Annotated in this window: 21 protein-coding genes; 17 read left to right on the top strand and 4 right to left on the bottom strand. The window is 64.0% G+C overall.

Annotated elements, in window-relative coordinates; genetic code table 11:
• Positions 1–10 precede the first annotated feature (10 nt).
• Positions 11–436: a nuclear transport factor 2 family protein gene (locus ACE103_RS30400; protein WP_375776054.1), complete on the bottom strand. Its 426-nt coding sequence runs from the start codon at positions 434–436 to the stop codon at positions 11–13.
• A gap of 126 nt (positions 437–562) precedes the next feature.
• Here ACE103_RS30400 and ACE103_RS30395 point away from each other — a divergent pair, with 126 nt between their 5' ends.
• The 4 genes from ACE103_RS30395 (at position 563) to ACE103_RS30380 (ending at position 5,485) form a co-directional block, all read left to right on the top strand.
• Complete coding sequence (locus ACE103_RS30395) at positions 563–1,132, top strand: bifunctional transcriptional activator/DNA repair enzyme AdaA (RefSeq protein WP_375776053.1); 570 nt, start codon at positions 563–565, stop codon at positions 1,130–1,132.
• A 407-nt stretch (positions 1,133–1,539) separates the two neighbouring features.
• The gene (locus tag ACE103_RS30390; RefSeq protein WP_223975611.1) at positions 1,540–3,102 is read left to right on the top strand and encodes a 2-isopropylmalate synthase; all 1,563 of its coding nucleotides are present in this window, start codon (positions 1,540–1,542) and stop codon (positions 3,100–3,102) included.
• Positions 3,103–3,593: 491 nt separating this feature from the next.
• Positions 3,594–4,571 carry a LysR family transcriptional regulator gene (locus tag ACE103_RS30385; protein ID WP_375776052.1) on the top strand — a complete coding sequence of 326 codons (978 nt, stop codon included), beginning with the start codon at positions 3,594–3,596 and terminating at the stop codon, positions 4,569–4,571.
• A gap of 275 nt (positions 4,572–4,846) precedes the next feature.
• Positions 4,847–5,485, top strand: a complete 639-nt coding sequence (locus ACE103_RS30380; RefSeq protein ID WP_375776051.1) for an HD domain-containing protein — start codon at positions 4,847–4,849, stop codon at positions 5,483–5,485.
• A gap of 18 nt (positions 5,486–5,503) precedes the next feature.
• Here the strand turns inward: ACE103_RS30380 and mobA are convergent, their stop codons facing one another.
• Both mobA and ACE103_RS30370 read right to left on the bottom strand, forming a co-directional pair.
• A complete protein-coding gene (gene mobA, locus ACE103_RS30375) occupies positions 5,504–6,121 on the bottom strand; it encodes a molybdenum cofactor guanylyltransferase MobA (RefSeq protein WP_375776050.1) in 618 nt (205 codons plus the stop codon).
• Positions 6,114–6,998, bottom strand: a complete 885-nt coding sequence (locus ACE103_RS30370) for a formate dehydrogenase accessory sulfurtransferase FdhD (RefSeq protein WP_375776049.1) — start codon at positions 6,996–6,998, stop codon at positions 6,114–6,116. The genes mobA and ACE103_RS30370 overlap by 8 nt, the downstream gene beginning before the upstream one ends.
• Before the next feature lie 194 nt (positions 6,999–7,192).
• Between ACE103_RS30370 and glp the strand changes: the two genes are divergently transcribed.
• The 5 genes from glp to ACE103_RS30345 all read left to right on the top strand — a co-directional run bounded on the left by glp (position 7,193) and on the right by ACE103_RS30345 (position 14,813).
• The gene (glp, locus tag ACE103_RS30365) at positions 7,193–8,446 is read left to right on the top strand and encodes a gephyrin-like molybdotransferase Glp (RefSeq protein WP_375776048.1); all 1,254 of its coding nucleotides are present in this window, start codon (positions 7,193–7,195) and stop codon (positions 8,444–8,446) included.
• A 209-nt stretch (positions 8,447–8,655) separates the two neighbouring features.
• Complete coding sequence (locus ACE103_RS30360) at positions 8,656–10,368, top strand: NADH-ubiquinone oxidoreductase-F iron-sulfur binding region domain-containing protein (protein WP_375776047.1); 1,713 nt, start codon at positions 8,656–8,658, stop codon at positions 10,366–10,368.
• Positions 10,369–10,404: 36 nt separating this feature from the next.
• Positions 10,405–13,191, top strand: coding sequence for a formate dehydrogenase subunit alpha (gene fdhF, locus ACE103_RS30355; protein ID WP_375776046.1), 2,787 nt, complete (start codon positions 10,405–10,407; stop codon positions 13,189–13,191).
• A 61-nt stretch (positions 13,192–13,252) separates the two neighbouring features.
• Positions 13,253–14,047, top strand: coding sequence for a dienelactone hydrolase family protein (locus ACE103_RS30350; protein ID WP_375776045.1), 795 nt, complete (start codon positions 13,253–13,255; stop codon positions 14,045–14,047).
• Entirely contained in the window at positions 14,025–14,813 is a 789-nt protein-coding gene (locus ACE103_RS30345; protein ID WP_375776044.1) for a substrate-binding domain-containing protein, read from the top strand. Before ACE103_RS30350 ends, ACE103_RS30345 begins: the two co-directional genes overlap by 23 nt.
• 85 nt (positions 14,814–14,898) lie before the next feature.
• On the opposite strand, the gene ACE103_RS30340 is transcribed toward ACE103_RS30345, so the two are convergent.
• Positions 14,899–15,438, bottom strand: coding sequence for a hypothetical protein (locus ACE103_RS30340; RefSeq protein ID WP_375776043.1), 540 nt, complete (start codon positions 15,436–15,438; stop codon positions 14,899–14,901).
• 89 nt (positions 15,439–15,527) lie between these two features.
• On the opposite strand from ACE103_RS30340, the gene ACE103_RS30335 reads away from it, so the two are divergent.
• The 8 genes from ACE103_RS30335 (at position 15,528) to ACE103_RS30300 (ending at position 25,188) form a co-directional block, all read left to right on the top strand.
• Entirely contained in the window at positions 15,528–16,115 is a 588-nt protein-coding gene (locus ACE103_RS30335; protein WP_375776042.1) for an exopolysaccharide biosynthesis protein, read from the top strand.
• Positions 16,116–16,229: 114 nt separating this feature from the next.
• Complete coding sequence (locus ACE103_RS30330) at positions 16,230–17,441, top strand: ABC transporter substrate-binding protein (RefSeq protein WP_375776041.1); 1,212 nt, start codon at positions 16,230–16,232, stop codon at positions 17,439–17,441.
• 966 nt (positions 17,442–18,407) lie between these two features.
• Complete coding sequence (locus ACE103_RS30325; protein WP_375776040.1) at positions 18,408–18,800, top strand: nuclear transport factor 2 family protein; 393 nt, start codon at positions 18,408–18,410, stop codon at positions 18,798–18,800.
• Positions 18,801–18,986: 186 nt separating this feature from the next.
• Entirely contained in the window at positions 18,987–20,606 is a 1,620-nt protein-coding gene (locus ACE103_RS30320; protein WP_375776039.1) for a GMC family oxidoreductase, read from the top strand.
• A 249-nt stretch (positions 20,607–20,855) separates the two neighbouring features.
• Positions 20,856–21,632: a DUF4239 domain-containing protein gene (locus ACE103_RS30315; protein ID WP_375776038.1), complete on the top strand. Its 777-nt coding sequence runs from the start codon at positions 20,856–20,858 to the stop codon at positions 21,630–21,632.
• A 467-nt stretch (positions 21,633–22,099) separates the two neighbouring features.
• Positions 22,100–23,104 carry a TRAP transporter substrate-binding protein gene (locus tag ACE103_RS30310; protein WP_375776037.1) on the top strand — a complete coding sequence of 335 codons (1,005 nt, stop codon included), beginning with the start codon at positions 22,100–22,102 and terminating at the stop codon, positions 23,102–23,104.
• Between the two features lie 225 nt (positions 23,105–23,329).
• Positions 23,330–23,902: a TRAP transporter small permease gene (locus tag ACE103_RS30305; RefSeq protein ID WP_223975637.1), complete on the top strand. Its 573-nt coding sequence runs from the start codon at positions 23,330–23,332 to the stop codon at positions 23,900–23,902.
• The gene (locus tag ACE103_RS30300; RefSeq protein ID WP_223975639.1) at positions 23,902–25,188 is read left to right on the top strand and encodes a TRAP transporter large permease; all 1,287 of its coding nucleotides are present in this window, start codon (positions 23,902–23,904) and stop codon (positions 25,186–25,188) included. The genes ACE103_RS30305 and ACE103_RS30300 overlap by 1 nt, the downstream gene beginning before the upstream one ends.
• Positions 25,189–25,297: the final 109 nt, after the last annotated feature.

The following is a 25,297-nucleotide window of genomic DNA, read 5'->3' as shown; positions in this document are numbered from 1 at the left end:
ACGGCCGTCCTCAGGCCGCTTCTTCTCCAAACACCATCTGCCAGCCCTTGCGCGTATCCATGTATTCCCGCACCTGCTTGATGCGGCCCGCCTCGACCGCGAACACGAAGCAATAGTCATTGTCGTAGGGCCGGCCGCCCGGCAGCGTCGCGCGCATGCGCTCCTCGACGATCACGCAGTCGCCGTCGGCATGAACGGCGCGGAACGCGATGTCGACCTCGGAGAACAGGCGGTGCATCTCGGTTGCGATGAAGCGGGCGATCGCATCCGCGCCGATCATGTGATCGGTGTGATCGAGCGCGACCGCGGTGGCGTTGCGCGCCGGCGCAATCCATTCGGCATCCGGTGCGAACACGGTGGCAATCAGGTCGGCGTCGCGGGTCCTGAACGTCTGCCAGGCGTTGAGCACGATTTCCTTGTTGGTTGGGCTCGTCATTGCGATGTCTCCAGGGGGTGATCGATCGGCTCGATCTAGGTCAGTGCTGCGGTTCACGCTGGCCGGAATCGGACCTCATCACCGCAGGCCACTTTCCCTGATCGCGCGATGCGCTAGTGTCCGATCATGCTCAGCTTCGAGGTCTGCAACGCTGCGCGGCTGCGGCGCGACGCGCGCTATGACGGCCGCTTCTTCACCGCGGTGAAGACCACCCGGATCTATTGCCGCCCGGTCTGTCCGGTGAAGCACCCGCTGCCGCGCAACGTCAGCTACTACCCGACAGCTGCCGCGGCCGAGGCGGCGGGCTATCGGCCGTGCCTGCGCTGCCGTCCCGAAACCGCACCGTTCTGTCCGGCATGGAACGGCACCCGCTCCACGGTTGCGCGTGCGCTGAAGCTGATCGACGGCGGCGCGCTCAAGCGCGGCTCGGTTGCCGCGTTGGCCGATCGGCTCGGCATCACCTCGCGCCACCTCGGGCGGCTGTTCGAGCGCCACGTCGGCGCCAGCCCGCAGCAGGTCGCGACCACCCGCCGCGTGCAGCGCGCCAAGCGGTTGATCGACACCACAGATGAGGCGATGACCGAGATCGCCTTTCGTGCCGGCTTCGGCAGCGTCCGCCGTTTCAACGCCGCCTTCTCCGGTCTCTACGGCCGCTCGCCGTCGAGCCTGCGCGCGTCCTCGCGCGGGCGGAGGTGAGGGGACAGGGCCGAGCCATGCGGCACGATAGGTCAACGCCCCTGACCATCTTTACCCATTGCGGCGGCTTGCCATAATCGTCTAGAACGACGGCGTCCAAGCGCTCCCGGCAACCAACCGTCAACGGTTTTGCCCGAGGATTTCGGCGCTCAACAGGGTCTGGCAATGCTGATTCGCGGCCAAATCGATGGGATTTCGGGGGAGGTGGCCCAGGCTACCGCCACGTTCCCGGCCGCACGGCCCACCCTGCTTATTGGCGGCCTGCTTCTTACCTGCCCCTGAGGGCCGGCTGGGCATTTGCGCCTGGGCACTCAGGGGTTTGTACGAGATCACCGGACCCCGACAATCGCCCAAGCAATTGCTCAAGCAGCAACATGACGGGCGCCAAGCTTAAAGGAATTTCTGACATGGCCACCGCTGATAAGTCCGATAAGGACCGCGTCATCATTTTCGACACCACCCTGCGCGACGGCGAGCAGTGCCCCGGCGCCACCATGACCTTCGAGGAGAAGCTCGAGGTCGCCGAGTTGCTGGACGATATGGGCGTCGACGTCATCGAGGCCGGCTTCCCGATCACCTCGGAAGGCGACTTCCAGGCGGTCAGCGAGATCGCCCGCCGCTCCAAGAACGCGGTTATCGCGGGGCTCTCCCGCGCCCATCCGGCCGACATCGACCGCTGCGCCGAAGCCGTCAAGTTCGCCCGCCGCGGCCGCGTCCACACCGTGATCGCGACCTCGCCGCTGCACATGCGCGTGAAGTTGAACAAGACCCCCGAGGAAGTCATCGAGACCTCGGTCGCGATGGTCGCCCGCGCCCGCAACCAGATCGACGACGTTGAATGGTCGGCCGAGGACGGCACCCGCAGCGAGATGGACTATCTGTGCCGGATCGTCGAGGCCGTGATCAAGGCCGGCGCCACCACGGTGAACATCCCAGACACCGTCGGCTACACGGTGCCGGAAGAATACACCCACTTCATGCGCACGCTGATCGAACGCGTGCCGAACTCCGACAAGGCGATCTTCTCGGTGCATTGCCACAACGACCTCGGCATGGCGGTCGCGAACTCGCTGGCCGGCATCGTCGGCGGCGCGCGGCAGGTCGAGTGCACCGTCAACGGCATCGGCGAGCGCGCCGGCAATGCCGCGCTGGAAGAGATCGTGATGGCGATCAATGTGCGGAACGACAAGTTTCCGTACTGGAACAAGATCGACACCACGCAGCTGACCCGCGCCTCGAAGGTGGTGTCCGCGGCCACCTCGTTCCCGGTGCAGTACAACAAGGCGATCGTCGGCCGCAACGCGTTCGCCCATGAAAGCGGCATCCATCAGGACGGCGTGCTGAAGGACGCCTCGACCTATGAGATCATGCGGCCCGAGATGGTCGGCCTGAAGCAGTCCTCGCTGGTGCTCGGCAAGCATTCCGGCCGCCACGCCTTCATCCACAAGCTGGAGGAGATGGGCTACAAGCTCGGCGCCAACCAGCTGGAGGATGCCTTTACGCGGATGAAGGCGCTCGCCGACCGCAAGAAGGATATCTACGACGAGGACATCGAGGCGCTGGTCGATCAGGAGATGGCGGCCGCGCACGACCGCATCAAGCTGGCTTCGTTGACCGTGATCGCCGGCACCCATGGCCCGCAGCGCGCGACCATGAAGCTCGACGTCGACGGCCAGATCAAGATCGAGGAAGCCGAGGGTAACGGACCGGTCGATGCCGTCTTCAACTGCATCAAGCGCCTGGTGCCGCACGAGGCCAAGCTGGAGCTCTACCAGGTCCACGCGGTAACCGAAGGCACCGATGCGCAGGCCGAAGTCTCGGTGCGCCTCGCTCACGAGGGCCGTTCGATGACCGCGCGTGCCGCCGATCCGGACACGCTGGTCGCGTCCGCAAAAGCCTATCTCGGCGCGCTGAACAAGATCGTGATGAAGCGCCAGCGCGACGTCCCGGCCGCCAAGGTCGTGGGCTGATCGACGCGAGCAGGATCGACAAGTTGAAACGCGGCGCTTTGGTGCCGCGTTTTTGTTTTGAGGCGCACGCATTCAAACCCGTCATCCTGAGGTGCGAGCTCTTGCGAGCCTCGAAGGATGAATCGGCCCCTACTGCTTCAGCACGTCGCGATCCCTTCGCGGAAGGACCCGCGCCGTCGCCCTTCGAGGCTCGCTTCGCTCGCACCTCAAGCGACAAAGGCGAAGCCTTTGCGCGGAGGTGACGGGGAACAGAGCTTTCCCGTCATTGCGAACGCAACGAAGCAATCCATCTCACGGCTTGCCGATGCATGGATTGCTTCGTCGCTCCGCTCCTCGCAATGACGGCTATGGGTGATCGGCTTGGGATAAAATCCGCCTCACTTGACCATTGTTGGAATCTTATCCCAACAATCCGTTCTATCCCGCACTGCTTTGGAATCTTCCGCGCCGGCCCCGGCGCTACCCTGCGTTCTTTCCCGGGGACGCCGCCCATGCCGCTTGCCTCCATCGACGTCGACATCCCGCGCGCCGCCACGCCGGCGGAGACCGCGCTGACCCGCCGCGTCGACCTCACCACGCTTCGCCTGTTCGTCGCGGTCTGCGACGAGCAGAACCTCACCCGCGCCGCGCTGCGCGAGGGGATCGCCGCCTCCGCGGTGTCGAAACGGATGAACGATTTCGAGCTGGCGTTCGGCGTCACGCTGTTCAAGCGGCTCGCCAAGGGCATGGCGTTGACGCCGGCCGGCGAGGCGCTGCTGCATCACGCCCGGGTCACGCTGCTCAACGTCGAGAAGATCGCGGTCGAGCTGTCGGAATATTCGCAAGGCGTGCGCGGCCATGTCCGCATGCTCGCCAACCTCTCGGCGATCGTGCAGTATTTGCCCGAGGACCTCTCCGCCTTCTTCGCGGCGCACGAGCTGCTTCGCGTCGATCTGCAGGAGCGGCCGAGCGGGCAGGTGGTCCGCGGCATCGAGGAGGGCGCGGCCGAGATCGGCATCTGCTCGGCCGAGGCCGACAGCCGCGCGCTCGAGGCCTTCCATTATCGCTACGACAATCTGGTGGTGGTGATGCGGGGGGACCATCCGCTGGCCGGTCGCGAGAAATTGCTGTTCACCGAGACGCTCGATTTCGACCATATCGGCCTGCACACCGCGAGCTCGATCTATCTGCGTTCGCAATACGCGGCGACGCAGGCCGGTAAGACGATGCGGCTGCGCATCAACGTGCCCGGTTTCGATGCGGTCTGCCGCATGGTGCAGGCCAATATGGGCCTCGGCCTGATTCCGGATCGCGCCTTCGCGGTGGTCGGCGCCGGCATGGGCCTTCTTGCCATCCCGCTGCGTGACGATTGGGGGCGGCGCGAGCTGAAGATCGTGGTCCGCGATGCCGCGCGGCTTTCCGGGACCGGCCGCCTGATGCTGGACTATCTGCGCGCCGTCGAAACGGATCGGGTCGGGCGGGTCGGCTAGCGCTTCGATCCCCTACAGCCGGCGGAGCCTTAGCCAGCCGTCGCCTGGATTGAACGCAAAAGCGCGCGTGATCGGCTGATCGCCGATCGCGCCTTCGGCGTTGCATCAGCCTCATTATCTCCCTGCAAAATCTTCATGCCGCAGGGCCCTTCCGGTCGCTCCTTCGCGGGTTACGTATTGGACAACGATGCACTGCAGCGCAGTGCCGGCACGCATGATCAGCGACGCCGTTGGCACGCATCCGGCAACGCGACAGGGGGGACAGGAGCGCGACGATGACGAACACGATTTCCGGCATTCGAATACCCGACAGCACGATCGCGCGGGAGGCCGCCGAGTTGGTGCGGCAATACGAAACCGAGATGCTGTTCAATCACTCGGTTCGCGTGTTCGTGTTCGGCGCGCTCAAGGGCGTCAGGCAGAATCTGACGTTCGACCCTGAACTGCTTTATGTCGCCGCGCTGTTTCATGACCTCGGCCTTGTCGATCACTTCCACACCGAGACCAAGCGGTTTGAAGTCGACGGCGCCGATGCGGCGCGCGCATTTCTCAGAAGCCACGGCATCCCAGAGCCGAAAGCCGATCTGGTGTGGGAAGCGATTGCGCTGCACACCACGCCCGGCATCCCGCAATACATGCGACCGGAAATCGCGCTCACCAATGCGGGCGTTCTGGTCGATGCTGTCGGCATCGGATACGACGACTACACGGCCGAGCAGCGCGACAGCGTGATTGCCGCGTTTCCGCGCGGTGATTTCAAGAACGAGTTCATCGAGGTCCAGACCTGCTCGGCCCTGAAGAAGCCCCAGACCACGTTCGGCACGGTCAATTTCGATTTTATCGCGGAGCGCGACCCCGCGTTTCACCGGCCGAACGCCTGCAGTCGGATCCGCAACACGCGGTGGCCCAGCTGAACCGGGCGGTGCTGGATATTAGCCGCCGTCAAGCGCGGCGAGACGATCGGCTTCCGCGATGTCTTCGACGGTGTTGGCGTTGAAGAACGGATCCAGCGGCTCGGTCGGCCATTCGACCGTTGCGAGCGGATAGCGCGCGGTCCAGCGATCGATCCTGCGCACGTCCTCCTCGACCAGCGCGTGGCGCAATTCACCGCGCAAGCGCACGCTCCAGAGACCGATCACCGGGTGCACCTGCCCGCCGGATGAGGCGACCGCGAGCTCGGCATTCTCGGCCGCGCGCGCCTGCTCCAGGCGTGCGACAAGATCGCGCGGCAGAAACGGGCAGTCGCCCGCCGCGCTCAGCACCCATTTCGCATCCGGCCGGTTGGCCGCAGTCCAGTCCAGCGCGGCCAGGATGCCGGCGAGGGGGCCCGGATAATCGGCGACATCGTCGGCGACGACCGGAAGGCCGAAGGCGGCGAAGCGCGCGGGGTCGCCATTGGCGTTGATGATCAGCCCGCCGCATTGCGGGGCGAGACGGTCGATCACCCGCTGCAGAATGGTGCGGCCCGCGATCTTGCGCATCGGCTTGTCGCCGCCGCCCATCCGCCGCGCGAGGCCGCCGGCCAGCAGCACGCCCGGGATATCAGTCATTGTCGGCCTCGCCCTTGCGCTTGTGACGCATCGATTCCTCTTCGACATAGTCGAGGTTCTGGTCGTAGACGATCCGCGCCTCACCCGACAGCGCGATGAAGCGCTTGCCGCGGGCGCGGCCGACCAAGGTCAGTCCGACCTGCCGCGCCAGATCGACGCCCCATGCGGTGAAGCCGGAGCGGGAGACCAGGATCGGGATGCCCATCCGCACCGTCTTGATCACCATCTCCGAGGTGAGCCGTCCGGTGGTGTAGAGGATTTTGTCGGCCGGATCGACATTGTGGCGATAGATCCAGCCCGCGATCTTGTCGACGGCGTTGTGCCGGCCGACATCCTCGGTGTAGCAGACCGGCGTGCTCTCCTTGCACAGCACGCAGCCGTGAATGGCGCCGGCTTCCAGATAGAGCGACGGCATGGTGTTGATGGTGTGCGTCATGCGGTAGAGCCACGAGGTCCGCAGCTCGGCCTTCGGCAGCGCGACCTTCTCGACGGCTTCGAGCAGGTCGCCGAACGCCGTGCCCTGGGCGCAGCCCGAGGTCTGGGTGCGCTTCTTCAGCTTCGCCTCGAAATTGGTGTGGTGCGCGGTGCGGACCACCACCACCTGGAGATCGTCGTCATATTCGACCTCGGTGACGACGTCGTCGTATTTGAGCATGTTCTGGTTCAGGAGGTAGCCGAGCGCGAGGTATTCGGGATAGTCGTTGATCGTCATCATCGTGACGATCTCCTGCGCGTTGAGGTACAGCGTCAGCGGCCGCTCGACCGGTACCCTGATCTCGGTCGGCGCACCGGTCTGATCGACGCCTGTGACGCGCTCCGTCAGCCGCGGGTCGTCCGGGTCAGGAACAATAAGGGGAGCGGTGGTCTTCTCGGTCACAGGTCGGCGTCCCAATGGGTTCACATGGCAACGGAGCTGGGGATATAAGCACGATCGGAGACGGACTGGCCACTTTCCGCCGGCTTGCGGGAACTGCCATGGACTCGTCAGGAACGGTCCGGCTTTGAGGACAACGCCGCAGTTCGCGATGTGGGTCGAACAAATCTTGTCGATGGCCGAGGACTGAGGACATCATGGCGCAGCTTTCCGACGACTGCTTCGCGTTCGGCGGACCGATGATGTCGGTCGACGAGGCCGTCGCGATCATCGCCTCGCGCGTCAAGCCGGTCGGCGAGACGGAGGCTGTTGCCCTGGTGGACGCCGATGGACGCATCCTCAGCCAGGACGTCGCTGCGCCGCTGCCGCTGCCGCCTTTCATGAATTCCGCCGTCGACGGCTACGCGCTGTCTGGCACGGACCTGCCGGCGAGCGGCGAGCGCGCGTTTCCCGTCGCCGGCCGCGTGCAGGCGGGGGCGCCGGCGGCGCCCGCGCAGCCCGGCCAGGCGGTGCGGATCTTCACCGGCGCGCCGATGCCCGACGGCACCGACACCGTGTTCATGCAGGAAGACGTGCGGATCGACGATGCGGGCAACGTGGTCCTGCCGTCCGGCCTGAAGGCCGGCGCCAATGTGCGTCCGGCCGGTGAGGACATTGCGCGCGGCCATGTCGCACTGGCGGCGGGTCGGCGCCTGCGGCCGCAGGACATCGCGGTCGCCGCGGCGTTCGGGCTCACCACGCTCGACGTGGCGCGGCGCCTGCGTGTCGGGGTGTTCTCGACCGGCGACGAGCTGGCTGCGCCGGGGAGCCCGCGCGCTGAAGCTCAATTGTTCGATTCCAACCGCTTCATGCTGATCGCGATGTTGCGGCGGCTCGGTTGCGAGGTCGGCGATCTCGGCATCCTGCGCGACGAACGCGCCGGGCTCGCCGCTGCGCTCAAGCAGGCCGCGCAACGATACGACCTGATCCTCACCACCGGCGGCGTCTCGACCGGCGAAGAGGACCACGTCAAGGCCGGCATCGAACAGGCCGGCTCGCTGGTGCTCTGGCGGATGGCGATCAAGCCTGGCCGTCCGGTGGCGATGGGAATCATCGACGGCACGCCGCTGATCGGTCTGCCTGGCAACCCGGTGGCGAGCTTCGTCACCTTCGTCCATGTGGTGCGGCCGACCGTGCTGGCGCTGTCAGGAGCTAAGCCGTCTGCCTTGCTGCCGATGCCGGTCCGGGCCGCCTTCGGCTACAACAAGAAGAGCGGCCGCCGCGAATATGTCCGCGCCTCGCTGCGGTGGGCGGCGGACGGCGCGCTGGAAGCCACCAAGTTTCCCCGCGAAGGGGCCGGCCTGTTGTCGTCGCTGGTCGAGACGGATGGGCTGATCGAGCTCGGCGAGTCCATCGTGCGGGTCGAGCCGGGCGATACGGTCGGCTTTCTCGGCTACGCCGACCTGCTCTGAGGCCGCGAGATGCGGTCGCGATCGCGCGAGCTGGACGCTCGCGTGATTTGGAATTCAGATCGATCGATAGGCAAACATTAACAACGGCCTGCGCGGCAACCCGACGCTGCTAGAGGCGTTCTAAATCTGCTTGCCTGTGGCATGCCAGAGAATAGAGTTGGGTTGAACCGGCGCAACTTGCGCAAAGCCGGGTTCCAAGGCGAGGTTTCATGAGTGGAGACGACGTTCACAAGGTCCGCGCGTTCGAGCATCCCGGAGCCGGCAGGAAGCGGGCGAAAGCCACGCCCAAGGGACGCCAGGTCGACCCCGCGGCCGCTCATGAGATCGAGGTGCTGCTCGCCGACCGGCCGAGGCGTCGCGACCTGCTGATCGAATACCTGCATCTGATCCAGGACAAGTATCACCAGATCTCGGCGCAGCATCTTGCGGCGCTCGCCGACGAGATGAAGCTGTCGTTCGCCGAAGTGTTCGAGACCGCGACCTTCTATGCGCATTTCGACATCGTGAAGGAAGGCGAGCCTGATATCGCGCCGCTCACCGTGCGGGTCTGCGATTCACTGACCTGCGCGATGCTCGGCGGCGAGAAGCTGCTGAAGGATCTCCAGAGCCGCGCCGGCCCCGGCATCCGCGTCGTGCGGGCGCCGTGCGTCGGCCGATGCGACACCGCACCCGCTGCGGAGGTCGGCCACAACTTCATCGATCATGCGACCGTCAGCAACGTGCTCGCTGCGGCGAAGAGCGGCGACACCCATGTGCATCTGCCGGCTTACGTCGATTATGACGCCTATGTCGCCGACGGCGGATACCAGCTGCTGACGCGGCTGCGCTCGGGCGAGTTGCCACGGGAAGACCTGCTGAAGGCGCTCGACGATGCGTCGTTGCGCGGTCTTGGCGGCGCCGGTTTCCCCACGGGCCGCAAGTGGCGGGCCGTGCTCGGCGAACCCGGTCCGCGGCTGATGGCGGTCAACGGCGACGAGGGCGAGCCCGGCACGATCAAGGACCGCTACTATCTCGAGCGCGATCCGCATCGCTTCCTCGAGGGCATGCTGATCGGCGCCCACGTGGTCGAGGCGCCGGAAGTCTACATCTACATTCGCGACGAGTACCCGGCCTGCCGCGAGATCCTCGCGCGCGAGATCGCAAAACTTCCACCCGGCGGTCCTGTGCTGCATCTGCGACGCGGCGCCGGCGCCTATATCTGCGGCGAAGAATCCTCGCTGCTGGAATCGATCGAGGGCAAGCGCGGCCTGCCGCGGCACAAGCCGCCATATCCGTTCCAGGTCGGCCTGTTCGGCCTGCCGACGCTGATCAACAACATCGAGACGTTGTGGTGGGTGCGCGACATCGTCGAGAAGGGCGCCGACTGGTGGAAGAGGCACGGCCGCAACGAGCGTCACGGCCTGCGCAGCTTCTCGGTGTCGGGACGCGTCAAGGATCCCGGCGTCAAGCTCGCGCCCGCCGGCATCACCCTGCGCCAGTTGATCGACGAGTTCTGCGGCGGCATGGCCGACGGCCACACCTTGCAGGCTTATCTGCCGGGCGGCGCGTCCGGCGGCATCCTGCCGGCCTCGATGGACGATATCCCGCTCGATTTCGGCACCCTGGAGAAATACGGCTGCTTCATCGGCTCCGCCGCCGTCGTCGTGCTCTCGCAGGCCGATGACGTCAGGGATGCCGCGCTCAACCTGATGAAGTTCTTCGAGGACGAGAGCTGCGGGCAATGCACGCCCTGCCGCGCCGGAACCGAGAAGGCGGCACTCTTGATGCAGCAACCGGTCTGGAACAAGGAGCTGCTCGACCAATTGAGCCAGGCGATGCGCGATGCATCGATCTGTGGCCTCGGTCAGGCGGCCTCCAATCCGCTGACCTCAGTGATCAAATATTTTCCGGACGGGTTTCGTCCGCAGCAAGCCGCCGAATAGGCGGACCAAGCAGGCGAACTTCGACGAGGATTTTGAATGAGCAACGATCACAACTCCGGCCAGACGATCCAGTTCGAGCTCGACGGCCATCAGGTCGAGGCGCGGGCCGGCGAAACGATCTGGCAGGTCGCCAAGCGCCAGGGCACCGAGATCCCGCATCTCTGCTATTCGCCCGCGCCGGACTATCGGCCGGACGGCAATTGCCGCGCCTGCATGGTCGAGATCGAAGGCGAGCGCGTGCTGGCGGCGTCCTGCAAGCGGACACCGTCGGTCGGCATGAAGGTGAAGTCGGCCAGCCAGCGCGCCGTCGCGGCGCAGAAGATGGTCATGGAGTTGCTCGTCGCCGATCAGCCGGCGCGCGCGACTTCGCACGATCCGGATTCGAAATTCTGGCACTGGGCCGAGAAGACCGGCGTGACCGAAAGCCGCTTCCCCGCCACCGAGCGCTGGCATGCCGACACCAGCCATCCGGCGATGCGCGTCAATCTCGACGCCTGCATCCAGTGCGGCCTGTGCGTGCGGGCCTGCCGCGAGGTGCAGGTCAACGACGTCATCGGCATGGCTTATCGTAGTCACGGCTCGAAGATCGTGTTCGACTTCGACGATCCGATGGGAGAATCGACCTGCGTCGCCTGCGGCGAATGCGTCCAGGCGTGTCCGACCGGCGCGCTGATGCCGGCCGTGATGCTCGACGACAAGCAGACGCGCGTCGTCTATCCCGACCGCAAGGTGGACTCGCTGTGCCCGTATTGCGGCGTCGGCTGCCAGGTCACCTACGAGGTCAAGGACGAGAAGGTGATCTACGCGGAAGGCCGTGACGGTCCGGCCAATCACAACCGGCTCTGCGTCAAGGGCCGCTTCGGCTTCGACTACATCCATCATCCGAACCGGCTGACCAAGCCGCTGGTGCGGCTGCCGGGTGTGAAGAAGGATGCCAACGACCAGGTCGATCCGGCCAATCCCTACACCCATTTCCGCGAAGCATCCTGGGAGGAGGCGCTCGATCTTGCCGCCGCCGGCTTGAAGAAAATCCGCGACGAGAAGGGCGCCAAGGCGCTCGCCGGATTCGGCTCGGCCAAGGGCTCGAACGAGGAAGCCTATCTGTTCCAGAAGCTGGTCCGCACCGGCTTCGGCTCCAACAATGTCGATCACTGCACGCGGCTGTGTCACGCCTCGTCGGTAGCGGCCTTGTTCGAAGGACTGAGCTCCGGCGCGGTGTCGGCGCCGTTCTCGGCCGCCGCCGACGCCGAGGTGATTTGGGTGATCGGCGCCAATCCGACCGTGAACCATCCGGTCGCCGCGACCTTCATCAAGAACGCCGCCAAGCGCGGCGCCAAGCTCTACGTGATGGACCCGCGGCGGCAGACGCTGTCGCGCCACGCCACCCAGCATCTCGCCTTCAAGCCGGGTAGCGACGTCGCGATGCTGAACGCGATGATCCACACGATCATCACCGAAGGCCTGACCGACGAGCAGTACATCGCCGGCTATACCGAGGGCTATGACGAGCTGAAGGCGAAGATCCAGGAGTTCACGCCGGAGCGCATGTCTCAGATCTGCGGCATTCCCGCCGAGACGCTGCGCGAGGTCGCGCGTGCCTATGCCCGCGCCAAGTCGTCGATCATCTTCTGGGGCATGGGCATCAGCCAGCATGTCCACGGCACCGACAATGCGCGCTGCCTGATCGCGCTCGCTTTGATCACCGGCCAGGTCGGCCGTCCCGGCACCGGGCTGCATCCGCTGCGCGGCCAGAACAACGTGCAGGGCGCCTCCGACGCCGGCCTGATCCCGATGTTCCTGCCGGACTATCAGCCGGTCGGCCGCGACGACATGCGCGGCGCCTTCGAGAAACTGTGGGGGCAGGAGCTCGATCCGGTGCGCGGGCTGACCGTGGTCGAGATCATGAACGCGATCCACGCCGGCGAGATCCACGGCATGTATGTCGAGGGTGAGAATCCCGCGATGTCCGATCCGGATTTGCAGCACGCGCGCCAGGCGCTGGCGAAACTCGATCATCTCGTGGTGCAGGATTTGTTCGTCACCGAGACCGCGTTCCATGCCGACGTCATCCTGCCGGCTTCGGCGTTCGCAGAAAAATCCGGCTCCTTCACCAACACCGACCGCCGCGTGCAGCTGGCGCGCGAGGTGATCAAGCCGCCGGGCGATGCAAGGCAGGATCTCTGGATCATTCAGGAGATCGCCAAGCGGATGGGATTGCCCTGGAATTACGCCGGGCCGGGCGAGGTCTTCACCGAGATGGCGCAGCTGATGCCGTCGCTGAAGAACATCACCTGGGAGCGGCTGGTTCGTGAGGGCGCCGTGACCTATCCGGTCGACGATCCCGACAAGCCGGGCAATGAGATCATCTTCACCACGGGTTTTCCGACCGAGAGCGGCCGCGGCAAGATCGTGCCGGCCAAGGTGATCCCGCCCGACGAGCTGCCCGACGACGAGTACCCGATGGTGCTGTCGACCGGGCGCGTGCTCGAACACTGGCACACCGGCTCGATGACGCGCCGCGCACAAGTGCTCGACCAGATCGAGCCCGAAGCGGTCGCGTTCATGACGCCGAAGGACATGCGCAAGAAGGGGCTCGCGCCGGGCGATTTCATCCGCCTCGAGACGCGTCGTGGCGCGGTCGAGGTCAAGGTGCGCGCCGACCGCGACGTGCCCGAGAACATGGTCTTCATGCCGTTCTGCTACGCGGAGGCGGCGGCGAATTTGCTGACCAACCCGGCGCTCGATCCGTTCGGAAAGATTCCGGAGTTCAAGTTCTGCGCCGTCCGCGCCGAGAAGATCGATATCCGGACGGCGGCGGAATAGCCGTCCGGGCTACGCAAGAAACAAACGCAACGCGGCGACGCCAACCCGCAGGGAGATCAGCATGCGAACGATCATCGTCGGAGCACTTTGCGCCATCGCAATGGTCGCGAGCGCACACGCCGCGGTCAAGGAAGAGCCGGTCACCTACTCCGACGGCGAGACCACGATGAAGGGCTTCGTGGTCTATGACGACGCGACCCAGGCCAAGCGGCCCGGCATCGTCATGGTGCACGAATGGTGGGGCATCACCCCGCATATCCACAACGAGGCGCGGAAGTTCGCGGAGCAGGGCTATGTCGCCTTCATTGCGGACATGTACGGCGACGCCAAGACCGCCGACAACCCGAAGGACGCCGGCGCGCTCGCAGGCTCGGTGATGAAGGATGCGAAGGTGATGGAGCAGCGCTTCAACGCCGCGCGCGAGCAACTCGTCAAGCAGGCCTCGGTCAATCCGCAGCGGATCGGCGCGGTCGGCTACTGCTTCGGCGGCGCGGTGGTGCTGAACATGGCGCGCACCGGCGCCGATCTCGCCGCCGTTGCGGGCTTTCACGCTTCGCTCGGACTCAATACGCCCGCACCCGCGCCGGGCACCGTCAAGGCGAAGATCCTGATTCTGAACGGCGCGGACGATCCGTTCGTGAAGCGCGAGCAGTACGATGCGCTGAAGAAGGATTTCGACGCAGCGAAGGCCGATTACCGCATCATCGAGTATCCGGGCGCCGTGCACGCATTCACGAACCCTGAAGCGACCGAGCTCGGCAAGAAGTTCAACCTGCCGCTCCGGTACGACGCCAAGGCCGATCAGGAATCGAAGGCCGAGGCGGCCAAGCTGTTTGCCGCAAACCTTCAGAAATGAGCCAACGGGCCGCCGACAGGGTGCCGCAGCATTGACGACGGCAAGCACCGATACGCCGGACACGATCAGGGTCATCATTTCCGGCGGCTTCGCTGCGGTCTATCGGGAAGTCCTGCCCGAATTCGAACGCAGCACCGGCATCAAGGTGGAAACCGGATCCGGCGCGTCGGAGGGCACCGGTCCGAAAACGATCAGGCACCAGCTTGCGCACGGCACGAAGGCCGACGTGGTGATCCTTTCGCGAGAGGGATTGCGCGCGCTGAACGAGGACGGGCGGATTCGCGCGGGATCCGACACCGGCCTCGCGGCGGCGCCGTTGGCGGCCGCGGTTCGCTCAGGCGCTCCGAAGCCGGACATCGGCAACGCTGTTGCGCTGAGACAGGCTTTGATCGATGCGGGCCGGGTGGTGGCGCCAAGCAGCACGAGTGGACAATTCTTCCGCGACAACGTCTGCCCCAGGCTGAACCTGCCGGACACGGTGCGGCTCACCCTCGAGGCGCGTGGAACCGAGGCCGCCGAAGCGCTGCGCGCGGGCAAGGCAAATCTCTCGATTGGGCCGACCAGCGAACTGGTTCAGGAGACCGGCATCGAGGTTGTCGGTCTGCTGCCTCCGGATCTCCAGCTTGTGCAGACCTTCACGGCCGCGATCGTCAGCGACTCAAAATCGCCTGACGCAGCCAGGCGCCTGATCGATTTCCTTTCCTCGGATACCGCTATCTTGCGCGCGGCAATCGGGCGGGCAGGCATGGAGCGGCCGCGCGGATAGGCTGCCCTTGCGCTGACGTCCGGCACTCACCTTCTTGGCAATGAGCCGCCGATGCATCTCATCGTACCGCTGACGGCGGCGCGACTCAGCGAGCCCCGGCGCCCGGTGCCACGTTGAGCGGCGCACCACCGGTCGAAATCGGACCCGCCGGTTTCGGTGCCCGAATCGGCGGCGGCTTCCTGGGCTTCGGGGCAGCCTGTGCGACCGGTGCTGTACGCGGCTGATCGGCCGCGGCGGTGGCCGGCAATGGCACGGGAGCTGGAGCGGGACGCTGGAGCGCATCGACCTTCGATGTCAGGGCCGCCAGCTGGTCGACGACGGTCTTCAGCTGCTCCTGCTGGTCTGCCACCGACTTGCCGAGCGCGCCGATGTCATCCTCGAGCTTCTGCTGGGTCGCGAGCAGATCCGGCAACGTCTCCTTGTCGCCTGCTGCCACTCTGTCGCTGGCCGCAGCGCTGCCCAGGGACGGGACCAGCGGCGCGATCTGGGGCCAAGCGTACACGCCCCCGGCGCCCGCACAGGCGATGATGACGGTCAGCAGGAACCACGGCCAGCGGCGGCGAGTGGCGGGAATCGGGCTTGACGGCGCATGGGGCTGCCATGCCTGATCGGAATCGTTGGTCACCAATGCTTCCTAGTCTGCTTCGGCAGCTGTTGCAATCGATGCCGAGTCTGACCACTTTGGCAGCTATGTCCCCCTCGTCCGGAGCCCCATTGGCGCCCACGCACACGTCCCAACTTCTTGAGGAACTCGTCGCTCAAGCACCGGACGGCCCCGTCGATCTCGAATGGCTCCTCAGCAACCTGGACAAGCGGTCGTTCGGCCTTCTCCTGCTGCTTCTGGGGCTGCTGGTGATCATCCCCGGCGTCGCGACGGTTGCGACGCTGGCGCTGCTGTTTCCGGCGGTCGAGATGATGCGTGGCCGCAGCGCGCCGTCGTTTCCGCGTTTCCTGTCGAAGCGGCAGTTCGACTTCAAGCGCTTCAAGCGGTTCACCGTCCTGGTCCGTCCAATGCTGCAGGCGATCGAGCGCATCAGCCGGCCGCGCTGGGACGCGCGGCGCGACGTGATCGATCGCCTCGTCGGACTGGTCGTGTTTCTGCTGGCCTTCTCGGCAGGCTGGCCGCTGCCTCTGGTCAACGTCATTCCGGGAATGGTGGTCGTCCTGATCGCGGTCGCCTACCTGCAGGAGGACGGCCTGCTGCTGACGATTGCGATGGCGGCGGCGCTGATCTGCCTGCTTGGGCTCGGATGGACGCTCTGGGCAACGTTCGGAGCGGTGATGAACTGGATGGGGCTGTGACACCAGACGGTAGGGCAGTTCGATGTCCCGACTTCAGGGGTCGACATCTCGCGCCGGCATGTTCATGATCTCGCCGGACGTCGCGGCAAACAGCGACGCGAATGGGGAGAACACATGCGTTGCATCACGCTCGCGGCGGTCGCCGCGCTCAGCCTTGTTTCCACTTCGGTGGTTCTCGCTGCCGACAAGAAATACGATCCCGGCGCCAGCGATACCGAAATCAAGATCGGGCAGACCATGCCTTACAGCGGTCCGGCTTCGGCGTATGGCACGCAGGGCAGGGCCGAGGCCGCATACTGGAAGATGATCAACAGCCAGGGCGGAATCAACGGCCGGAAGATCACGCTGCTGAGCATGGACGACGGCTATAGCCCGCCGAAGACGGTGGAGCAGACGCGCAAGCTCGTGGAGCAGGACGAGATCCTAGCCAATATCGGCTCACTGGGCACGCCGACAAACTCGTCGATCCAAAAATATTTGAACGGCAAGAAGATCCCGCATCTGTTGATCTCCACCGGGGCCTCCAAGTGGAACGATCCGAAGGAATTCCCCTGGACCACGCCGTTCTATCCGCCCTATGCGCAGGAAGCGAAGATCTACGCCAAGTACATCCTCAAGGAGCTGCCCAACGCGAAGATCGGCGTGATCTACCAGAATGACGACTTCGGCAAGGACTATCTGAGGGGCTTCAAGGAGGGGCTGGGAGAGAAAGCCGGTCTCATCGTCAAGGAGCTCAGCTACGAGGTGACCGATCCCACGATCGATTCCCAGATCGTCAATCTGAAGGCCAGCGGCGCCGACGTGCTGATGACCATCACGACGCCGAAGTTCGGCGCGCAGGCGATCCGCAAGGTTGCCGATCTCGGCTGGAAGCCGACGCATTTCATCGTCTCCGTCGCGAGCTCGATCGGCGGTGTGCTCGAGCCTGCCGGCCTCGAAGCATCCACCGGCCTCATGACGGCGCTGGCGACCAAGGTGGTCGGCGACCCCGCATGGGACACCGACAAGGGCGTGCAGGACTATCTCGCCTTCATGAAGCAGTGGTATCCGGAAGGCAATCCGATCGATGGCAGCAACCAGATCGGTTATCTGTCGGCGCAGTTCACGGCCATCATCCTGAAGAACTGCGGCGACGTGCTGACGCGCGAGAACCTGTTGAAACAGGCCACCAACCTGAGCAAGGTCTCGCTGCCGCTCTTGCTGCCGGGCATCACGGTCTCGGTGTCGCCGACGGACTATTCGACCTTCGACACGTTCAAGCTCGCGAAGTTCGACGGCAAGACCTGGAAGTTCTTTGGCGAGAACATCAGCACCGCGTCGCGCTGAGGACCAGCGAGAGGCGGCCGTGCTGGCCGGCGACTATGGACGCAGCAAAGTTCGCTGCGTCCATGCGGGGGCGTTGCCTAGCGCGGATGTCTGGATCGCTGAGCTCGGCGACCTGAAACTTCCCGGCGGCGGACAGGCTGCTGCAAACCCAGTGGGCCCGATTTCGGTACTCGCCCAGGAACACCTTGGTCTCCAGGCAATCCTCGTAGGATTTGTAGGTGAGGTTGTCTCGGCACGTTGCCGAGTAAGGTCCATATGTCTGTCCGCCGCCGGACTCGCTACACCCAACCCACGGGTCTTTGCCGTGGGGAAGGCTGGATTCGCAGCCACCGTTGCAGTTGCTGGCGACCTTCTCCAGACTGGCGATCCTCCCCAAAACTGTATCCGGTGCAGGCGACGGCGTTCGCGCGCCTTGGGATGACGTGTGACCGGCCAGCGATGTCCGGCGAGCAGCCACGCGGCTGCTTGCGACCTCCTTCGGCCTGATTGGCCTTGCCGCCTGCTTCGGCGCGTCGACCGTGATGGAGGGAAGCGGGGCGCTGGAGCCTGTTGCGGTCTGCGACGCAGCAGTGCCGCACAGCAAGACAGTTGACAGGAAAGCGACGGCGGTGGGCGCGACAAACCTTGACGACAATTTCATGACCTTGTCCTCTCGAGGACGGACATGCCGTCTTAATTGCATTGCCACGCCGATTCAACTAGCCGAAATTCCAGAACTTGACCACTGAGGGTCAAAAGAATTTCCGCCCATGATCGCCCGTGACATGGTTGCCACGGAGGACGCGGACTGCTTCGCCCGAAGCCGTTGTCGTGTCTGTTATTGAGCCAAGCCGGATGTCGCGGCGCGGCTGCCCGACGTCGCCCGTTGCCCCGAAGCGGACACTCGGGGCACGCAAATGGCATTGGCCGGGGTTTGCATTCGAGCTATCCTTGGCCCGATGCCGCCCTTCCATAGTTGGGTGTCCCATGCCGCAGCCCTTGGTAGACGAGATCAGCAAATTCTTCGACGATTACAATCGCACGTTCGCTGAAAGGGATGGTGCTGCAATCTCGATGTTCTATTTCGTGCCGAGCGTTTCAATGCGAGGCGACGGGTCGACCCATTGTTTTCAGTCCCGCGAGGAGTTGGTCGCGTTCTTTCAGGAAGTGTCCGATCGTTACGAGCGCGAGGGTGCCAGTGGCGCTCGCTTCCTTGACCTCGCGGTGCAGCCCATCGGAGGCCGGAGTGTGCTTGCCACATTGGAGTGGCAAAATACGCGATCGGACGGCAGCGTTGTTCGGAAATGGCGGCAGTCCTACAACCTCATTCGACCGGATGATCGGTGGCAAATTTTCGTTTCCACGTTTCACGTCGAGTGAGGATCAGCCCTCAGCCTTTCGATAACATGCCCGTGTTGAACGACGGATAACATACTCTCCGACCTTGATTTCAATGATCGTCGATGAAGCAGACCGAAGATCGTAGAGGGTGCTGCCGTGACAACGTGCGTCCTTGGCTAAAGCCAATACCCTTTCTTACCAAAGCAATCATGGCAAACCGGAGTCATGGGTAAATTGGAATTTGATACCGAATTCGATGTTGTTGTGGTTGGTGCGGGGTCCGCGGGATGCGTGTTGTCGGCGCGTCTTACCGAGAACCCGGACATTACGCTTTGCGTCATTGAGGCTGGCGGACGTGACCGCAATCCCTGGATACATCTACCGGTCGGCTTCGGTAAGGTCGTCCCGGATCCCCGATTAAACTGGGGTTACGCGACCGAGCCGGAGCCCGGCCTCGGCGGCCGCAGCATCATTTGGCCTCGCGGCAAGGTCCTCGGCGGCTCAGGCTCCATCAACGGACTGGTGTTCCTACGCGGGGCATCCGTCGATTACGACGAATGGCAACGACTTGGTGCAGCGGGTTGGAGTTATGGCGACGTGTTGCCGTACTTCAAGCGGATGGAACATTGCGTCGACGGCGCCGACCAGTGGCGTGGCACCGGCGGCCCGATGACGATCACGCAGAGCAAGCGGCCGTGCACAGTCACGAAGGCATTCATCGAAGCCTGCGAGCGTCTGCAATACCAGCGTAACCCGGACTTCAATGGCGAGCGTCTCGACGGGATCGGTTTCGCCCCACTCAACGTACACAATGGCTGGCGCCGTTCGACCGCCGCCGGTTACCTCAAGCCGAATCTCCACCGGCGCAATCTCGAACTGATGACCAAAACCCATGTGCGCCGGATTCTGTTCGATGGCCTCCGCGCGATCGGTGTCGAAGTCGAACGTGACGACGGAACGACGCTGCGTATCGGTGCCCGGCGTGAACTGATCCTGTCCGGCGGTGCGATCAACTCGCCGGTGCTGTTGCTTGCTTCCGGCATCGGACCCGCAGCCGAACTTGGTGCTGAAGGTATCGACGTCAAACTCGATCTCGTCGGCGTCGGCAAAAATTTGCAGGATCACTATCTGTCGAACTTCGCCTTCAAGACCCGCTCACCCGGCACACTCAACGAAGCCGTGATCTCGCCGCTCAAGGCGACAAAAATGGCGTTGCGATGGCTAATCGACGGCTCGGGACAAGTGGCCGTCGGTGCGACCGAGGCCATTCTGTTTGCCAAGTCGAACGCGTCTGAGCAAATGCCCGATCTCCAGTTCATGGTGCACAATTTCTCGTCCAACGGCCTCGTACACGGCTTGCATCGCTGGCCCGGCTTCAGCTTTGTCTTTTGCGTTTGCCGACCGAAAAGCCGCGGCGAGATCACGTTGCGCGATAGAGATGCCCGGATGCCGCCACGGATTGTGGCCAATTACCTGACCCACCCCGACGATATCAGGATCATGACGGCGGGGTTTCGCATCGCCAGCCAGATCGCGGCCACCGATCCGTTTCGTTCGTTGATCAGCGAGCCATTGCGGCCGGGACCTGAGGTGAAAAGCGACGAGCAGATCGAAGACTATATCCGCAAGGTCGGCTCAACCGTGTTCCATCCATGCGGCACCTGCCGAATGGGAGAGGACGACAGCGCGGTGGTTGATAGCGCCTTGCGGGTACGCGGTCTCGATGGCCTGCGGGTCGTGGACGCTTCCGTGATGCCGGCCATACCGTCCTCGAACATCCATCCTGCGACGATCATGGTCGCCGAGAAAGGGTCGGATATTATCGCAAAAGCGTTGCGACACTGAACCGAGCGGGAAGCATTGGCGAAGCTGGGCTTCCTCTTTTCAGCGAACGCATGTCGCCTATTGACCGAGAGCGGACGTTATAGCCGCATTGGCCGATGTCTTTTCGGCTCAAAGGCGGCGATGCCTGGACACCGCCATCGCGACTTCCATTCAGGGGTACGCCTTCCGGTGCGGGAGTTTTTGGATGACGTGAACTTCACGCGACCCTATTCTGGCCGCAGTCGCCGCGGGGGGGCGTTGCGCGCAACGATGATCAAGGCCTGGCTGGACTTTCCGACATACGAGTTGTTTTCCGTTCTCGTCGTCCTCTATGCGGCGACGGGCGCTGCCATCGTCATCGCCAGTTTCAGCCCGGCAACCGCTCAGGCGAGGCGCCGCGTCGAAGGCGTCGTGGCGCCGTTCTTTGGTGCGGTCGGCGTGCTGTTTGCGCTGCTGACCGGATTCCTCGCCAGTGATATCGCCGATCGCAACCGTCAAGCGGCCCGTGCGGTGCAATCGGAGGCGGGGGAGTTGCGCAACGTCGATGCGCTTAGCATCGCTTCTGCCCTGGACATGCGCAACGTCCGATCCGTCCTTGCCAAATACGTCACAGCGCTGGTGGACGATGAGTGGCCGGCGATGACGGAGGACCATGAGGCGCGCACGGCCGAGTCCGCCTATAATGCGCTGCTGCAGGAAGTCAGCGATCCCAGGATCGCGCAGAAAGCGGGCGCGCCGGTGCAGACCGCCCTGCTCAATGCTGCAGTCCGCGCCGGCAGTGCGCGCTCCGAACGGCTTGCGTTGGCATCCGATCGCACGATCGATGCCAAGTGGATCCTGGTGATCGTCCTCGGCGTGGTCACGCAGATCGCGATCGGACTGGTGCATCTGAACAAGGCCGGTGCGCAGATCGCGGCGCTCAGCGTGTTCTCGATCGCGGTGGTGATGGCGCTGGGGCTCATTGGTCTGCAGGAGCGTCCGTTCGCCGGGGATGTCCGGGTCGAACCGGGACCTCTTACAGAATTCGCGAACACCATCACGCAATGAGGATGCGGGCGGCTGTTGCCGCGGACGCAACGTATCACGTGAACTGACCCGTCCCGTCATCCTGAGGTGCGAGCCTTGCGGCGCATTGCGCCGCTGGGCGAGCCTCGAAGGATGCACGGCCCGGCTGGTGGCTGTCGACCCTTCGAGACGCGCTGCGCGCTCCTCAGGGTGACGGAGTTAATGACCGCGCGCAGTGAGCGTGGGCACCAGCATTCGCGCCCGGCGAACTCGCCATTGCCAAACCTCGCATTGACCGCGCCGCCATGGCCGGGCACAGCGTGCGGGCGGTGTCATTGAACGGTCGCAAGAGCCGAAAGGGATACCGCCGCATTGGATTTTGCAGTGCAGCAATGGCGCAATTCAGCCCCTGCTAAAGGGGCAATGGCAATCGCCGTTGCTTGTCTGTAATGGTGCGACCGGATGTCTCGGGGCCGGTATTTCGTGCTCCGCAATACGCGGGAGGAAACATGCGTAAACTCATATTGGCTGCGGCGTCGATCGCGGCCTTGACCTTTGTCGGACAGGCCTCGGCGCAGTCGCCGATCGTCATCAAGTTCAGCCACGTGGTGGCGTCGGATACGCCGAAGGGCAAGGCGGCCGACAAGTTCAAGGAACTCGCCGAGAAGTACACCGGCGGCAAGGTGAAGGTCGAGGTCTATCCGAACTCGACGCTTTACAAGGACAAGGAAGAGCTCGAGGCACTGCAGCTCGGCGCGGTGCAGATGCTGGCGCCGTCGAACTCGAAGTTCGGCCCGATCGGCATCAAGGAATTCGAAGTCTTCGATCTGCCCTACATCCTCCCCGACCTGAAATCGCTGCGCAAGGTGACCGACGGTCCGCTCGGCGCCCAGTTGCTCAAGAAGCTGGATTCCAAGGGCATGACCGGTCTCGCCTATTGGGACAACGGCTTCAAGCAGATGAGCGCGAACAAGAAGCTGGTCGCGCCGGCCGACTACAAGGGACTGAAATTCCGCATCCAGTCGTCGAAGGTGCTGGAGGCCCAGTTCCGCGCGCTCGGTTCGATCCCGCAGGTGATGGCGTTCTCCGACGTCTACCAAGCGCTGCAGACCGGTGTGGTCGACGGCCAGGAGAACACCTGGTCGAACATCTACACCCAGAAAATGCATGAGGTGCAGAAGTACGCGACCGTCACCAATCACGGCTACATCGGCTACGTCGTGGTCGTGAACAAGAAGTTCTGGGACGGCCTGCCGGCCGACATCCGCGACCAACTCAACAAGGCGATGAAGGAAGCCACCGAGTTCGGCAACAACCAGTCGGCCAAGGAGAACGAGGACGCGCTCGCCGAGATCAAGAAGGCCGGCAAGACCGAGATCATCACCTTGACGCCGGAGCAGGACGAGGCGATGCGCAAGGCGATGATGCCGGTCTACAAGGATGTGGCCTCGCGCGTCGGCCAGCCGCTGATCGACGAATTCCTGAAGGAAACGGGCCGCAGCCCGATGAATTAAGGCGGTGTTTGCACCTCGCCCCGCGTGCGGGGTGAGGTCGAAATTCAAGCGCAGCTTGAATTTCGGGTGAGGGGGAGTCTCCGCGAGCGCAATTATCAACGTGCGCGCGGAGGGAACCCTTCACCCAACCCTCTCAGGGCGAGCTTCGCTCGTCCCGGCCTCGTAAGAACGGGGAGAGGGAGACAAATGCTCTGGCCGCGGGGGCGGCCATGACAGGGGAGATCAATGCTGCTGAAAATTCTGGACCGGCTCGAGGAAATCATCATCGCGAGCCTGATGGGCGCTGCGACGCTTCTGACCTTCATCACGGTCGTGCATCGCTTCCTGGTCGACGTGCCGGTTCTCTATCCGTATCTGTTCGGCATCAATCTCGCATGGTCGCAGGAACTGTGCATCTACATGTTCATCTGGATGGCGAAGTTCGGCGCCGCCTATGGCGTGCGCACCGGCATCCATGTCGGCGTCGATGTGCTGATCAACCGCCTCAATGACCGCTGGCGTAAGATCGTCATCCTGTTCGGGCTGCTCGGCGGCGCGCTGTTCACCGGGATCGTCGGCACCATGGGCGCCAAGTTCGTTTACGAGCTGATGCACACCGACCAGGTGTCGCCCGACCTCGAAATTCCAAGCTGGATCGTCTACGCCTGCATTCCGCTCGGCTCCTATCTGATGTCTTTCCGCTTCCTGCAGGTGTGCTGGAATTACATCCGGACCAATGAGCTGCCGCACCATGACGCCGCCCATGTCGATGGCGTCGAGACCAGCAAGACCGCGCCGATCGCGCTTGGAGAAGCGTGATGAGCGCCGCACTTATTTTCGGACTGCTGTTTGCCCTGATGCTGACGGGCATGCCGATCTCGATTTCGCTCGGCCTGTCGGTGCTCACCTTCCTGTTCACGATGACGGAAGTGCCGATCGAGAGCGTCGGCCTGAAATTGTTCTCAGGGTTGGACAATTTCGGCATCATGGCGATCCCGTTCTTCATCCTGGCTGGCACCTTCCTGACCCGCGGCGGTGTCGCGCGGCGGATGATCGATTTCACGACCTCGCTGGTCGGCCATCTGCCGGGCGGTCTCGGTCTTGCCGGCGTAGCGGCCTGCGCGATGTTCGCGGCGATCTCGGGCTCGAGCGTCGCGACCGTGGTGGCGATCGGCTCGATCATGATGCCCGCGATGGTCGATCATGGCTATCCGAAGCGGTTCGGCGTCGGCGTGATCTCGACCTCGGGTGCGCTCGGCATCCTGGTGCCGCCCTCGATCATCCTGGTGCTCTACGGCGTCTCCACCAACACCTCGATCGGCGCGCTCTTCATGGCCGGCATCGTGCCGGGCATCCTGCTGGCGTTGATGCTGGCCGCGGTGACCTTCTTCGTCGCCCAGCGCAACGGTTATCCGAAGATGCCGAAGGCGACCATCGGCCAGCAGTTCAAAGCGTTCCGCGAGAGCATCTGGGGCCTCTCGCTGATCGCGATCGTGCTCGGCGGCATCTATGGCGGCATCTTCACGCCGACGGAAGCAGCCGCAGTCGCCGCCACCTACGCCTTCTTCATCACCGTGTTCGTCTACAAAGAGCTGAAGCTCTCCGAGGTGCCGAAGGTGCTGCTGCAGGCGGCGAGCATGAGCTCGATGCTGCTCTACATCATCACCAACGCGGTGCTGTTCTCGTTCCTGATGACGCATGAGCAGATCCCGCAGGAGATGGCGGCCTGGATCATCGACAAGAATTTCTCGGTCTGGATGTTCCTGCTCGTGGTCAACGTCATCCTGCTGCTCGCCGGCAACGTGATGGATCCGTCGTCGATCCTCCTGATCATGGCGCCGATCCTGTTTCCGCTGGCGACCAAGCTCGGCGTGCATCCGGTGCATCTCGGCATCCTGATGATCGTCAACACCGAGGTCGGGCTGTGCCATCCGCCGGTCGGGCTCAACCTCTACATCGCGAGCAGCATCGCCAAGATGGGCATCAGCGAGATCACGATCTCGGTGCTGCCGTGGCTATGCGCGATGCTGGTGTTCCTCGGCCTGATCACCTACGTGCCGGAGATCTCGCTGTGGCTGCCGCGGCTGTTGGGAATGATCCAGTGACAACAAGAAACCAAAGCGCGATCTCGCGCTTTGGATGTTTCTGACGGGCAATGAAGCGGATTACATCTTGGCAAGAAAGGTCTCTCTGTCCAATCCGTAAGTTGAAGGC

It is taken from the genome of Bradyrhizobium sp. ma5, from assembly GCF_042258955.1.
Lineage (GTDB): Bacteria > Pseudomonadota > Alphaproteobacteria > Rhizobiales > Xanthobacteraceae > Bradyrhizobium.
Note: the sequence above shows the minus strand (reverse complement) of the source record. Positions and strands in the feature narration are given on the sequence as shown.